Source organism: Ahniella affigens (genome assembly GCF_003015185.1).
In the GTDB taxonomy this organism is placed as follows: Bacteria; Pseudomonadota; Gammaproteobacteria; order Xanthomonadales; family Ahniellaceae; genus Ahniella; species Ahniella affigens.
In genome coordinates, this window is sequence record NZ_CP027860.1 from 5,527,136 (window position 1) to 5,541,002 (window position 13,867).

At 60.2% G+C, this 13,867-nt stretch carries 9 protein-coding genes; 4 read left to right on the plus strand and 5 right to left on the minus strand.

The annotated features are described in order from the left end of the window. Positions 1–2: 2 nt before the first annotated feature. Together C7S18_RS21400 and C7S18_RS21405 are read left to right on the plus strand one after the other, a co-directional pair. Positions 3–1,289, plus strand: coding sequence for a type II secretion system F family protein (locus tag C7S18_RS21400; RefSeq protein WP_106893487.1), 1,287 nt, complete (start codon positions 3–5; stop codon positions 1,287–1,289). A gap of 16 nt (positions 1,290–1,305) precedes the next feature. After that, a complete protein-coding gene (locus tag C7S18_RS21405; protein ID WP_240623941.1) occupies positions 1,306–1,968 on the plus strand; it encodes an esterase/lipase family protein in 663 nt (220 codons plus the stop codon). A 207-nt stretch (positions 1,969–2,175) separates the two neighbouring features. Here the strand turns inward: C7S18_RS21405 and C7S18_RS21410 are convergent, their stop codons facing one another. From C7S18_RS21410 to C7S18_RS21420, 3 genes are all read right to left on the minus strand, one after another. Then, positions 2,176–2,868, minus strand: a complete 693-nt coding sequence (locus tag C7S18_RS21410; RefSeq protein WP_106893488.1) for a lipid-binding SYLF domain-containing protein — start codon at positions 2,866–2,868, stop codon at positions 2,176–2,178. A 133-nt stretch (positions 2,869–3,001) separates the two neighbouring features. Further along, on the minus strand, positions 3,002–3,889 hold the full coding sequence (locus C7S18_RS21415; protein ID WP_106893489.1) for an NHL repeat-containing protein: 888 nt from the start codon (positions 3,887–3,889) through the stop codon (positions 3,002–3,004). 409 nt (positions 3,890–4,298) lie between these two features. Next, the gene (locus C7S18_RS21420) at positions 4,299–6,536 is read right to left on the minus strand and encodes a patatin-like phospholipase family protein (protein WP_106893490.1); all 2,238 of its coding nucleotides are present in this window, start codon (positions 6,534–6,536) and stop codon (positions 4,299–4,301) included. A 230-nt stretch (positions 6,537–6,766) separates the two neighbouring features. On the opposite strand from C7S18_RS21420, the gene C7S18_RS21425 reads away from it, so the two are divergent. Together C7S18_RS21425 and C7S18_RS21430 are read left to right on the plus strand one after the other, a co-directional pair. Then, on the plus strand, positions 6,767–7,972 hold the full coding sequence (locus C7S18_RS21425) for a sensor histidine kinase (RefSeq protein WP_146152059.1): 1,206 nt from the start codon (positions 6,767–6,769) through the stop codon (positions 7,970–7,972). Next, the gene (locus C7S18_RS21430) at positions 7,969–8,652 is read left to right on the plus strand and encodes a response regulator (protein WP_106893492.1); all 684 of its coding nucleotides are present in this window, start codon (positions 7,969–7,971) and stop codon (positions 8,650–8,652) included. Before C7S18_RS21425 ends, C7S18_RS21430 begins: the two co-directional genes overlap by 4 nt. A 146-nt stretch (positions 8,653–8,798) precedes the next feature. On the opposite strand, the gene C7S18_RS21435 is transcribed toward C7S18_RS21430, so the two are convergent. Continuing rightward, positions 8,799–10,865 (minus strand): M13 family metallopeptidase, encoded by a 2,067-nt coding sequence (locus tag C7S18_RS21435; RefSeq protein WP_170113417.1) that lies wholly within the window; start codon positions 10,863–10,865, stop codon positions 8,799–8,801. A 436-nt stretch (positions 10,866–11,301) separates the two neighbouring features. Next, positions 11,302–13,848 carry a TonB-dependent receptor plug domain-containing protein gene (locus tag C7S18_RS21440; protein ID WP_106893494.1) on the minus strand — a complete coding sequence of 849 codons (2,547 nt, stop codon included), beginning with the start codon at positions 13,846–13,848 and terminating at the stop codon, positions 11,302–11,304. Positions 13,849–13,867 lie beyond the last annotated feature (19 nt).

Below are 13,867 nucleotides of genomic sequence, written 5' to 3' on the forward strand. Positions count from 1 at the left end.
CCATGGCCACCGCTACCGCCCCCCGCACCACAGGTCGTCAAACCGCCGTCAAGGCTGGTGCGAAACAGCCTGCTCAGCCGCGCTACGAACAACTGCAGACCTTCTACTGGTCAGCCAAGGACAAGCGCGGCAAGGTCATGAAAGGCGAAATGATGGGGAAGAACGAAAACCTCGTCAAAGCCGAGCTGCGCAAGCAAGGGCTGACGCCGACCACGGTGTCACAGAAGAAAGCGGGCATGTTCGCCAAGCGTGGCAAGGTGTCCGCGCAGGAAATTGCGATTTTCGCCCGTCAGCTCGCAACGATGATGCAGTCGGGCGTGCCCATGGTGCAGGCCTTCGACATCATTGCCAGTGGCCAGAAAAACGCCGCGATGTCGGAAATGCTGACGGCGGTCAAGAACGAAATCGAAGGCGGCTCCAGCCTGTACGAGGCGCTCGGCAAATTCCCAGTCCAGTTCGACGAGTTGTTCCGCAATCTGGTGCGCGCCGGTGAGCAGGCTGGTGTGCTCGATACCGTTCTGGACACCGTCGCCACGTACAAGGAAAACATCGAGGCGATCAAGGGCAAGATCAAGAAGGCGCTCTTTTATCCCGCAGCGGTAATCGCGGTCGCGTTGATCGTCAGCGCGATCTTGCTGATTTTCGTGATTCCGCAGTTCGAAGCCGTGTTCAAAGGCTTCGGCACCGATCTGCCGGCGTTCACCCAGCTCTATGTGAAGGCTTCGAAGTTCATGGTGGCGTACTGGTGGGTTGTGCTCTTTATCGGCATCGCGGCCGCCGTTACGTTCTTACAGGCTTACAAGCGCTCGCCAGCCTTTGCGCATTTTCTCGATCGAATGATGCTCAAGCTTCCGGTCATTGGCGGCATTCTGCACAGTTCGGCCATCGCCCGCTTCTCGCGTACGCTGGCGCTGACATTCAAGTCGGGCGTACCGCTTGTGGAAGCGCTGGAAACTGTGGGTGGTGCCACCGGCAGCATGATTTACAACGAAGCCACCAAACGAATCAAAGAGGACGTGGCCGTTGGCTACCAGTTGAACATCGCGATGCGGCAGGTCAACCTGTTTCCCCCGATGGTGATACAGATGACTGCGATCGGCGAAGAGGCCGGCTCGCTCGATACGATGCTGACCAAAGTCGCCGAGTTCTTCGAGCGTGAGGTCAACAACGCGGTCGATGCCCTGAGCAGCTTGTTGGAACCGTTCATCATGGTGATCATCGGTACGATGGTCGGCAGCATGGTGATCGCCATGTACCTGCCCATCTTCAAGATGGCAGCGACGGTTTAAGCCGACTCGCCAGTTCGTGGCACGCACGGCGAAAGAAGATCTAGGCCAGGATGTGGCCGCGGACACGGTCGTGCTGTTGCACGGCATCTGGATGCGTGGCTTTGCGATGGGCATGCTCGCCCGTCGCTTTCAAGCCGCAGGTTTTCGCACGAAAGTTTTTGAGTATGCATCGCTCGCGCATGGCGCAGATCGCTCGGCCGAGCGCCTGGGCGAATCGCTTCGTCAGCTGTCTGACGGTGGTGGGGCGGTTCACCTGGTCGGGCACAGTCTCGGTGGGCTGGTTGCGTTGCTCGCGACGGTGGATCAGTCCTTGCCGGGGCGGACAATATGCCTGGGGTCGCCGTTATTGGGATCCGAAGCAGCGCGCCGGGTCGCCAAGTTTGCGTCCTGGACCATGGGCGAGAGCGGCGATCGGTTGATCGCCGGACTCGATCATTGGCGCGGTCCGCGCGAAGTGGGCGTCATCGCAGGACGCCTGCCTTACGGCTTGGCGCAGGTGCTGGGTGGTTTTGGCGACGACAATGACGGCACCGTCCGCGTGGCCGAAACCCAGTTGCCTGGCATCCAGGATCATCTCGTCCTGCCTGCATCGCACAGCGGGTTGGTATTTTCGCAGGATGTGGCGAACGCCTCGGTGGGATTCTTGCGCACCGGCCGGTTTGCTTTCGGATCACGCTGAGCGTTCACGACGTCTGGTTGGAGGCAGCTTGTGCCGCCGGCGCAATGGGCACCTGAACGAGCGGTTGCTCCGCAAAAGCGTGGCCTTGGTGCCCAGCCTCGGTGCCCAGCCTCGGTGCCCAGCCTCGGCGCCCAACAAAGCCTGACGCCGTGTTGCGCGCCTCGCTCGGTCAGGCTCGGTGCCAGCTGGGATCGACTGTGGTGCGAACTACTGCGGCGCGCTCTCGGCGCTCGCGGCATATTCCTCAAGGCGATCCCGGAAGTCGACCACGGCACTCGGCACGTCTTGCACACGGCCTTCAAAAATGCGTCGCGGGCGGGCCTTCGGCCCATAAACGTCAACGTTGCTCTTCTTGTCGATGGCCAGCACCGAGCCATCCAGCGCCACGCCAGCAAAGAGTCCGCGACTGCGCGAATAGCTGTAAATCTCGGCTTTCAACTGATCGTCGGTGGCGGCCTGCGCATTGCGGCCAACCGGGCCGGCAGCGACCGCGGCATCGGCACCCAGCGTAAATTTGCCATTGACCAGGGAATCGACGCCACGGCGCGTCCGGAAAATCAAGATCACGTCGGTGGACTGCACGCCCGCCTGAAAGCCGATACTGCCGCCCGACACCGAAATGAAGCTTGGATTGGACCACGTCCGGTCAGGCGAACGGACCGACAACAGACCGCGGCCGTGTCTGCCGCCTACGACTAAGCCGGCTTTGACTACGTCCGGAATCACGGCAATTGCTTCGGCTTCGTCGATCAATCGATTCGGCACACGCTTGTCGGGCGCCATCATGATCTCGTTGAGCACGCGGGTCGCATCTTGCGCGCGCGTCAGATTGGTTTCAGAGGCCGCCAGAGATTGGCCAGCGAGTGCCAGCAGGGCAGTGAGCATCAAGGGTCGCAGCATCCGTTCACTCCTTCGGGAATCCTGTAGGCAGCATGCCCAAAGCAATCTGAACCGCTTGTGATCGCTGTGGCCCGCTGCAAAAAAGACCTTTTGATTACCGATGCGTCGCGGAGATGTCGCGCGAGCGTGCCGCTCAGCGACGGCGATCGATGGCGAAAAATCCAATCAGCGCGAGCAGGCTACCGAGCAGCGCGAGACCAAGGTCATGCAGGCTGGGAATTGACACGGGCGATGGTCCGCGCGGAACCGGGTCTTCCCCACAGGCGCGAACTGGCGCAATGGCCAAGCCTTCCATCTCAGTTCTGGTAGTGGCGACCTTCGTCGATGCGCCAGTCACGCGATCGATCTTGACGATATCGCTGGGCTTGTTTTCTTGGATCGGCTGGTAATCCAGCACGCCCCACAAATTGCCTTGCTCATCAGCATCCAGACCGCCGTCGGCGATCTGCGCACCATTCAACAACGAGCCGCGCACGTGCGCTTGGCCGGTGGCAAGATCGATCTTGTACAGCGCCTCATCACCACCCGAACCGATGCCGTACACACCATCGCCGCGTGCCGCGAGTCCCGTCATCTGCACGCTGAGGTAGCCCACATAGCGTGCTACGCCGGTGCTTGGGTCCAATTCCCAAAACTTGCGGGTGGCATCAGATGATGCCCAGAGCCGCCCGTCACACGAAAAAGTCAGGCCAAAATCCAAGGCATCGAATTGTCCAGAACCTTGCCCAAGCAACCCAGTGTTGTTGTTAACGCCACCAATCGCAACGCCGCGACCGGTGCGCTTGTCGATAATGATGAGCGTTTTGCTGGCATCGGAAATGCCGTACAGGCTGCCATCGGGGCCGATGGCCAGACCTTCCACGTCATTGAAACCAATAGGACCGATCAACGTGGTGGTACCGTTGGCCAAGTCGATTTGATAGAGGGTGTCGAACGCGGCCCCATAAGCAAGCGGCGCCGCTTCCGCAACGGAAGCAGATGCGAGAAGGGCAAGGCTGGTGAGCCAAGTGCCGCTGCGCATGTCGCTTAAACCTCTTATCTATTGTTGGGTTTCTTGTAATCGTCTGCCGCGGGGGCGCCCGCGACACCCCAATCATAAACTGAAGCTGAGAAAAAACAAAGCCTTAGCCGGAAATTGCCAACATGGCGGAAAAAAACCAACCGCCACAATGGCTTGTATGCCACCACTTCGCCAACCACATGAACTTGGGGCCCGTTCCGGCGAAGGTTTGGAAATCTGTCTCTCAAGAATGTGAGAATCCAGGCGGCACCATCGTTCCAAGGCGCCTCTGAACCTGCTCCGAAGGTCGGACCCTCCCCAAATCGCACAGATCGACCCAGAATTCTGGCGTCCAACCGGACCGGAGTGTCGACAACCGCTGCGGATCCGCCGCACCGTCACCACCTCCGACCCGTCCGCCACGGCCTCATCAGCGGCGGCCACTGAACAACGAACCGAAGTTGAGGTAGAACGAACTCGCCCCCGTATCCGCATGACCGTATCCCAGAAACACCGGCCCCAGAGGTGTCGATACCCCCACGAACACGGACCCGGCAAAGATCAACGAGTCGCGCGAAATGTCATCGCGGCTGTCCCAGACATTGCCAGATTCCAGGCTGAATCCCACGTAGCTTGGCACCGACACCAGACGGGTCATATCGCCAAAACGGCGATAAAACACCGCCCGAGCCAGTGCCGAGTGGCGCCCGACCAGTTCGCGTTCGCCATAGCCGGAAAGCTGCGCGAGGCCGCCCAGTGTGGCCAGACCCTCCAACGCATCAGGCTCCCCGAATTCAGTTTGTCCCACCAGTCCAAATACCCCGTGATAACGACCACGGGACACCGCGGTGTTCCAGTCCACCGCCACTACTTCGCCGTTGTTAGCGGTGCCAAGTGCTTCCCGGAATGCGGTGGCCTCGACACTGCCGCGCGAACCCTGACTTGGGAAGAATGCGTTGTCGAGCGTGTCATACCGGCCGCCGAATCCGATGCTGCCGAACTGTAAACGGAACTCCGGGAACTGATCACTCGCGCCGACGAGCAGGCTGGTCTCGGTGACACCCCGCTCCAGCTCGGCAAACAAGGTCAGTCGATCGTTGACCAGCCAACCGGCCTCGATACCGGCCTTCAATTGTTCGAATCGATATTCGGCGGCAGTATCGAGCCCGTTCAAAACTGGTTGGTTGCGGGCGCTGACGGCCACGCCCGGCAGCAGGTAAAGCTGCCCGGTATCGCCGAACGGTTGAAACCACTCGCCGCTGAATCCAGCGACACGACCCAGATCCATGCGCAGTCGTGCTTCCGCGCCCCAGCGGTTCAGGCCGGTAAAGCTGGCCTCCGCAGCGATCTGGTAATCCGAGCGGCCATTGAAGTCGTCATTGATCTGCAAGCCAAAGCCGATGTAGTTCGGACCCCAACCCTTGTCGACCGGCGTCACTTTCAAGCCGAACGCGTCGTCCTTGCGGCCAAGTCGATACAGAATGCGCTCGTAACTGCCCGCACCGTATGCTTTGGCAAGCCGCGACTCGATGGCATCTGGATCCAGCCGCTGGCCCGGTTGATCGGCGAGCAAGCGCGAAACCTGCCCAGGCGTGCGCGTGCGCGCGTCGCTCACGTCCACCCAGGCAATCAGCGGCGTATCGAATGCCGGCAGTTGTTGCTTCGCGCGGACGGCGGCATACGCCTCGGGCGGCAGGGCGAAATCGCGCAGCCGGTTGCTCAGCGCGGCCGTGGATTGCTCGCCAATGGCGATGGCGTCCTTGCCCTTGTCGAAGGCGGCGGAATCGAAGTCACCGAGTGCCGGACGGATCAACAGATCATTCGGTCCGAGTGTCGCAATCGCCTGATCGGTTCGCTGCTGCATCAGCACCGTGATCATTTGCAGCGACACCGCGACCGGCGAATCAAGTTCGGACTCCGGCATCAGGGGACCGCTCACATCGACCACAATGACGCGGTCGACGCCCATTGCCCGCACCACATCGATCGGCACGTTGTCCACCAGGCCACCGTCGACCATCAGCCGGCCATCCACGCGGATCGGCGCGTAGGCGCCAGGGACCGCCATACTGGCGCGGACTGCCAGAGCCAAATCACCCTCGGAAAACACCACACGCTCACCCTTGCCGATGTCGGTCGCCACGGCCCGAAACGGGATCGGCAAATCGTCGAAACGCTCGACATTCCAAACCGGCAGCGTCACGCGCCGCATCAGATTCAGGAACTTCTGGCCCTGCAGCAAGCCGCGCGGGAACTGAATCCGGCCATCACGAAAGCCAAGCTCGAAATCGAGCAGATCGCGAAAATCCTGTTCCTTGCGCCGCATCGGCAAATCAAGGCGCGATGGCTCGTCGGAAAAAAACGTCTGATAGTCAACCGAACCGAGAATCGCCTCGATCTGGTCCGGCGAGTAGCCCGACGCATACATGCTCCCAACAATCGCGCCCATGCTGGTGCCGGCGATTGCGTGAATCGGCACATGTTCGCGTTCCAAGGCTTTGAGCACGCCAATATGCGCCGCGCCCCGGGCGCCGCCGCCACCCAGGACGAGCCCGATACGTGGCGGCGCCGCGCTTGGCTCGGCAGTTGTCGCAGCCGATTCGGCGACCGCGCCAAACGCAAGCAGGCCAGATGCAAGGGCCAGAACAACACGACAGACATTCAACATAGGCACGAGTTTCCGATTCAGACCATGACAAGCGCGCAATGCGTTGCGGCGCGCCCTTATGGTAGCGGCAGCTACCAGTTCACCGCCGCGGGCAGCACGACGTTCGGTGTAGACGCATCCTGCCCAACCTGCCGGAAGTCACTTTGATCTTGCGTGCGAGTCGCAATCCGCGCAGCATCCCGTGGCAGGTTTCGAGTCCGGATCGTCATCAGCACAGAAGCCCGCAAGCCTTGAACGCCCCATTCAGCAACATCCGGTCAGACCCGCACTTGCCCACCCACACCATCATGGCGCCACGATACTGCCGACCCACCAGCCTTGCCGAACCCGGTTTCATCGCCGCTCTGGTGACGTGGACCGCGGTGATCGCGATGGTCTGGTTCAACCAATCAGATAGCGGCATCCTGCTGAGCGGCAACGCGGCGCGAATGTTGTCGCTCGGCATGGCACTGCTGTTCATGATTCTCGTGGTGCTGACCACCATCGTGGTCGACGTCTGGCCGTCTCCGGTGCAGCTCGCAATGGTCGCGCTGAAAGGGGTGTGCGCGTTTGTGATCACGGCCGCCACGCCGAGCTCGGCGGGACCGATCCTGCTCATCATTGTCATGAGCGAAATTGCCGCGCGTCTACCGATGCGGCAGGTTTGGCCAGTCTACTTTTTCACCAATCTCTTGCTCTTGCTCCTCCTGTCTCGGGTTTGGGGTTGGGTCGGCGCGTGGATTGGCACGTTCAGCTACGGTGGCTTTCAGCTCTTCGCGATCATCGTCATGCAGTACGCGGTGCGTGCCGAGCAGACCAGCGCTGAGCTCAAGGAGGTCAACGCGCACCTGCTCGCGACGCGCTCATTGCTCGCCGAGAGTGCCCGCGACCAAGAGCGGCTCCGCATCGCACGGGAGCTGCACGATGTAGCGGGTCACAAACTCACCGCGCTGAAGCTGCAGCTAACCGCTTTGAGTCGGCGCCCCGCACTGGCTGAAGACGAGTCGACCCAACTCGCCGCGCAGTTGGCCGACGAGTTGCTCGGCGATCTGCGCCAAGTGGTCAAGCAGATGCGCGAGCAGGACGGTATGAACCTGCGAGCCGCCATCGAGCAGCTCGCGGCGCCGTTTCCAAAGCCAAAGGTGATTCTGGAACTCGATGACGCCGCGCGCGTAGACAGCGTCGTCAAGGCCGATGCGATCGTGAGAGCGGTGCAGGAAGCGCTGACGAATGCGGCCCGGCATGGCCAAGCGGAGCATCTGTGGATTCGACTCAAGCGCGAGCAGGACCGCATTGAGATAGAACTGTGTGACGACGGCAGAGGCGCCGGGACACCCGTCCCCGGCAGCGGATTACTGGGTATGCAAGAACGCTTTCATGAAGTCGGCGGCGATGTAGCGCTGAGCGCCGAACCGGGTCGTGGCTTTCGCATTCTGGCCTGGGTGCCTGCCCTATGAACAAGATTCGTGTGGCACTGGTCGACGATCAGGCGCTGGTTCGCAAAGGCCTGGCAGCGCTGCTTGGCGGTTTGCCGGACGTCGAACTCGTCATCGAAGCGCAGTCCGGCCGCGATGCGTTCGAACAGCTCAGTCGGATCAGCGTCGACTTGATCATCTCGGACATCCGCATGGCGGATGGCAACGGCATTGAGCTGATCCAGAGGCTCCGCACGCGCGGCAATCGCACGCCGGTAATTCTGCTGACAACGTTCGATGATCCAGACCTGATGCTGTCCGCAGCACGCGTGGGCGCGGAAGGGTTTCTGCTGAAGGACGCGTCACCTGAAGAACTGCTGGAGGCGATGCGACGCGTGCTTCGCGGTGACACGTTGCTGCAGCCTGTTGCACTCGAGAGCGTCCGTGGCCAAGTCCAGTTTCACGAGCCCAAATCGCCCGTGCATTGGTCGCAGCCGGCGTTACAACAGCCGAACACCAGTCTGGGCAAGATTGATCTGACCGAACGCGAACAAGGCGTGCTGCGCCTGCTGGCTGGCGGCTATTCAAACAAGGAAATCGCACGCTCGCTGAATCTGGCCGAAGGTACCGTCAAGAACTATGTCAGCGACATATTGGCCAAGCTCGAAACACGCGACCGCACGCGCGCCGTGTTGAAAGCGATCACGATGCGGCTGATCTGAGCGTCGCGCGTTGACGCCAAGTCGGCACCAGCGCGCGATCATCTCGCAACATACGGTTGGGGCAGGCCAGAACAAGTCCATCCTGGACTGTCTTCAGGGCGGGCCAACCTTGACCCGCATCGCCTCTGACCTTGCTCAAAGGCTCCCTACCAAATCCGAACGCGATCTTCCGGCTTCACGAAAAGCTTGTGCTGGTCGGTGACCGAAAACGCCTCATACCATGCATCCATGTTGCGCAACGGTCCATTGATGCGATAGCGCGCCGGTGAATGCGGATCAGTCCGCAGCTGATTCAACAGCGCTTCCTCGCGATACTTTGCGTTCCAGATCTGCGCCCATGCCAAAAAGAACCGCTGCTCGCCGCTCAAGCCCTCAAGAACCGGTGCCGGCTTGCCGTGCAATGACAACCGGTACGCGGTCAAAGCCATCGACAGGCCGCCCAGGTCGCCGATGTTTTCGCCCATCGTCAATTGGCCATTGACGCACTGGCCATCGATAGGGCAGTACGTGTTGTACTGCGCGCCAAGGGCCTTCGTCTTGACTTCGAAGCGATTGCGATCTTCAGCCGTCCACCAGTTGCGTTGAATGCCATCGGCATCCGATTTCGAGCCTTGGTCATCAAACCCGTGGCCCATCTCGTGACCGATGACGGCACCAATCGCGCCATAGTTGACGGCCGGATCAGCGTTCAGATCAAAGAACGGCGGCTGCAGAATGGCAGCGGGAAACACGATCTCGTTGAACGTCGGGTTGTAGTACGCGTTGATGGTTTGCGGTGTCATGCGCCATTCATCGCGATCCGTTGGCTTGTCGAGACGACTGACTTGATCATTGCGATTGTATTCCCGCAGCGCGCGAACATTGGCCACCAGGTTGTCTGGGACGATCGTCACGGTGCTGTAGTCACGCCACTTGTCCGGATAACCGATCTTGGGCCGAAACGTGCTGAGTTTCCGGAACGCCTCGGTTTTTGTGGCATCGCTCATCCAATCGAGATTCGCGATGTTCTGCTTCAACGCCGCCCGCAGGTTTTCCACGAGCTCGCTCATGGCCGCTTTCGACTCCGGTCGGAAGTGCTTGGCGACATAGCGTTTACCCACGGCGTCGCCGAGCGCAAACGCACCGCCGGTCTGATCGAGTGCGCGCTTCCACAACTCGCGCTGCGCCTTCTGGCCGGCCAGCACGGTGCCATTGAACGCAAAGCTGGTGTTGTCGAGTTCCTCGGTCAACAACGGCGCGTTGTTATCGATGGTGTGAAAGCGCAGGTAGTCACGCCAGACCGCAACAGGTTGCGATTGCGTCAGGGCGACGATCGGCGGCATCGCACTCGGCGTATTCAGGTTCAGCGACTTCGGCGGATGCTTGATGCCGGCGGCACGGAAGTACAGCGCCCAGTCAAAGCCCTTGTACGTCTGCTTCAGATCCTTGAACGACACCAGGTTATAGGTCTTGTCGCGATCACGCAGCTCCGCGCGAGGCCAAAGATGCTTGGCAATCTCGGTCTCCAACTTCATGATCGATTCGGCCCGCGCGTCGGTCTCATCGAAACCAGCAAGCGACAGCATCTTGGCGATATGCGCCCGATACGCCTTGCGAATCTCGATGAAGCGGGGCGCTGGGTCCGTGTAGTACTCACGATCCGGCAGGCCAAGCCCGCCCACGATGAGCGACAGAACGTTCTGCTCAGGCGCTTTGCGATCGGGACCAATGATCCCGAAGAACGGCGAAATCGAGCCATCAATCGGTGCCCGGCCAAAAGCCTCGGCCAAGTCCTTCGAGTTCTTGATCTGCGCGATTTGGTCGAGCGCTTTCTGAATGGGCTTCAGGCCGGCTTGATTGCGCGCCTCGATATTCATCACGCTGCGATACAGGTCGCGAACCTGCTGCGCTTCGGGGTCTCGCTTGGCATCATCATCCGTGATGCCTTCGATGATGGCCCGGACATCAATTTCCGCCTGGTCACTCAGCAGGGTGAATGCGCCATACCGCGTTTCGTGATCCTTCAACTGGTAAGTGTCCTGCCATATCCCGTTGGCGTATCGGTTGAAATCATCGCCAGGCAGGACGTTCAGGTCGCGATGCAAAAGTGCGATTCCAAAGCTGCCAAACACAGGTTTACCAGACACAGCGTCATCGGCTTGTACCAAGCCGGCCAAGCCTAGACCAAGGCCCAATGACAACAGCGTCGGAAGAATTCGTTGCGAAACAGGCATTGCATGGTTTCCGTATTTTGAGTTGAACGATGGGTATTGACTGCGACCCATTGCTGATCGACAGACGCATCGCGCCAGCTTAGTCCGGCCAAGTCTGATCCAAACACGCGTGCCATTCCAACAAGGCACAAACAGAGGTCAGGCCAGCCGAGCCTGAAAGACTAGCGCGCTTCCCATTCAGAGCATGTGCAGATGGTCGTGGTTCTGCCGATTGTTTCGGGAACGAATGTCGACAAATCGTCACAGGCTGCGAACAATCCCGACAGAGAGAGTCGGTCGATTGCGGACTGCAGTGGCGGACCACGCGGAAACCGCTGCCAACAGGGACCTTTGCGATCCCGCAATTTGGGCCGCCAAAGCCGATTCCAGCGTGCCGTCGCCCCGACGCGACGGCACAGCATTGCAAAACTACCCCGTTTCAGAACTGCTCAGGGGATTAGAACGACTGTGTGTACCGGAAATACGGCGTGCGCCCGTAGGCATCGTACAGGTACGTATTGTACGGCTGACCGTCGAAGCGCGAGTCCAGGCTCGGATACTTGTCGAACAGATTCTCCACGCCGAGCGCAAGTTTGCCATTCCACGGTGCATTCCAAGCGACTTGCAGATCATGTGTGCTCAGACCGCCGATCGCCACATGTAAGCTGTCCGGCTCGGTGCCACGAATGAAATTGCTGAAGGCATTGACTTCGAAATCGCCCAGGCTCCAAGTGTTCTGAAGAGCCGCTCGGATATCTGGGGTGGCAAAGCTGCCAGCCAGGTTTTCGCCATCGTTAAGGGTGTAGGAGTGCACATAGGACACCTGCAGATTGCTGCGCAGCTCACCGGCGTTGCCAAAGTCGAAGCGCGTGCTGAGGCCAAGGTCAAGACCATCGGTCTTCAGATCGCCTTCATTGCCAAAGCCAATCAGCAGCTCGACAATGCCCCCGGTCACCGGATCACGGGTCACGCCCAGCCCGGCGGGAATGGGTCCGCGGGTTGGATCCAAGGAGCGGTCGACAATGGTTTGAGCGGCGAACGACACGATCCGGTTTTCGATCTGAGTGCGGTAGTAGTCGAGCGTCAGCTCCAGCCACTCGAACGGATCGGCCGCAAAACCAAGCGAGTATTGATCGGACAATTCCGAATCAAGCTGATCATTGCCGATTCGGAACGCATCGACCTGCACCTGCGGGTTGCCCGCGCAATCGGTGCGACCAAACGACAGGCAGGACTGCAGGTCAATGACCGATTCGGCTGAGAACGAGCGCCCAGACGATAGGTACGACAAAGGCGGCGCGGCAAAGCCCTGGCCGAAGGAGCCACGAACCGTGAAGCTATCGAGCGGCTGCCAGCGGAACGCGACCTTGGGCGAGAAATCACTGCCGTAGTCGGAGTAGGAGTCGAAGCGCCCGGCCGCAGTCACTTCAAGATTGTCGCTGATCGGGAAGAGCCACTCGAAGTAGGCCGCACGCGCCAGCCGCGTACCCGCCGAGGAGTTGCCCGCACTGCCTTCGACCACGCCGGCTTCGGACAGGCTATCGTACTGATCCTTGAAGTCTTCCGAACGCCACTCGGCGCCAAAGGCAACGCTGGACGCGCCGCCAGCCATCTCGAACAAGTCCATTGCGGCGGAACCAAACACTTCCTCGCTGCGCCAGTGGCCATCGCGATTCACCGTCGCCTTGATCGCGTTCAAAATGTCCTGCGAATTGCCAAAAGGATCGCGTAGATCGTAGGACCCATCTGTAAGGTACTGCTCGGCAATCGGCCGCACAATGTAGTTGCGGCCGAGCTCGTAGGACTGATCCTCGAACAGGCGTGCACCAAATTCCAAATCGACGCGATCCGCAATGCGGCCCTTGAAGCCAATCAGCAAATCCGTGGCACGCTCGTCGACCGTGTTGTCGCGATTGCCTGCAGCGGCGAAGCGATGGCGCACAAAAGCCCCGCGACCATCGCCAGGAACCGGATCGTTCGGCGAGTTCTCAGGTACGAACACTTCTGCCGGCACTGGTGCAAAGCGGCCGAACGAGCTGTTCATCGCCACGCTGGAATTCAGGTACGTTGACCAGTTGTCGTTGATCTCATACTCACCGCTGACCACCAGCGACTTGTTATCGGACGAGGCTGCGTTTGCTGCAATCGCATTGAAATTGTAGGCGCAGGTATTGCCGGCACCACCTGGATTGGTGAAGAAGAAGTTTTCGTCGTCACACGCGTAGCCTGGGAACGGAATGAATGCGCCGGTCGGACCCGTGCCAGCGGCATTGGCGAGTCGATAGTTGTTCGCAAAGACCGAGGAGCCGCGAACGTCACCGCCAATCATGTCGCGCGCGAACGAGATATCGCGCTTGTCAAACGATGCCGAAGCCATGACCCGGCCGCGATCGCCAGCCGCACCAAAAGCCGCTGACCCGGCCTCAGTATCGCTACCGTCGACTTTGGTAAATCCGCGGCCGTAAGTGAGTTCCGCGCCTTGGAAATCCTTACGTGTGATGACGTTTACGACGCCACCAATTGCGTCCGAGCCGTAAATCGCTGAGGCACCATCAGAGAGAATCTCGATGCGCTCGACCGCCGCCAGAGGCAAGGTGTTCAAGTTGGTCGTGCTGCCGGCGAACGGCGAACTTGGAATGCGCCGACCATCGACTAGCACCAGCGTGCGTCGGGAGCCCAAACCCCGCAGATCGATGTCGGCCTGGTTCTGGCCGCTGGAGCCTGAGCGCGGGTTAAAGTTGCCGAACGAAGCGTAGGTCGAACTGCGCATGAGCTCTGCCACCGAGACCTCGCCTGAGGCCTCGATCTGCGCGCGGTCAATCACCCGCACCGGCAGTGCGCCCTCGATGTCAGCGCGTTTGATGCGCGAACCGGTGACGACGATCGTTTCCAGTTCGGTCTCATCCTGATCATCCTGCGCCAGGGCGCTGTCCATCATTATGCCCGCGCTCAGGGCGAGCAGGCCAATCCGGATGGCCTGGCTCAGGCAGTGTTGCTTTCTCATATCGTGCTCCAAGATGTTA

Coding starts and splice junctions, on each gene's coding strand:
- C7S18_RS21420 (WP_106893490.1), bottom strand. CDS start 6,536: ATGTTGAATGTCTGTCGTGTTGTTCTGGCCCTTGCATCTGGCCTGCTT.
- C7S18_RS21440 (WP_106893494.1), bottom strand. CDS start 13,848: ATGAGAAAGCAACACTGCCTGAGCCAGGCCATCCGGATTGGCCTGCTC.
- C7S18_RS21415 (WP_106893489.1), bottom strand. CDS start 3,889: ATGCGCAGCGGCACTTGGCTCACCAGCCTTGCCCTTCTCGCATCTGCT.
- C7S18_RS21430 (WP_106893492.1), top strand. CDS start 7,969: ATGAACAAGATTCGTGTGGCACTGGTCGACGATCAGGCGCTGGTTCGC.
- C7S18_RS21435 (WP_170113417.1), bottom strand. CDS start 10,865: ATGCCTGTTTCGCAACGAATTCTTCCGACGCTGTTGTCATTGGGCCTT.
- C7S18_RS21410 (WP_106893488.1), bottom strand. CDS start 2,868: ATGCTGCGACCCTTGATGCTCACTGCCCTGCTGGCACTCGCTGGCCAA.
- C7S18_RS21400 (WP_106893487.1), top strand. CDS start 3: ATGGCCACCGCTACCGCCCCCCGCACCACAGGTCGTCAAACCGCCGTC.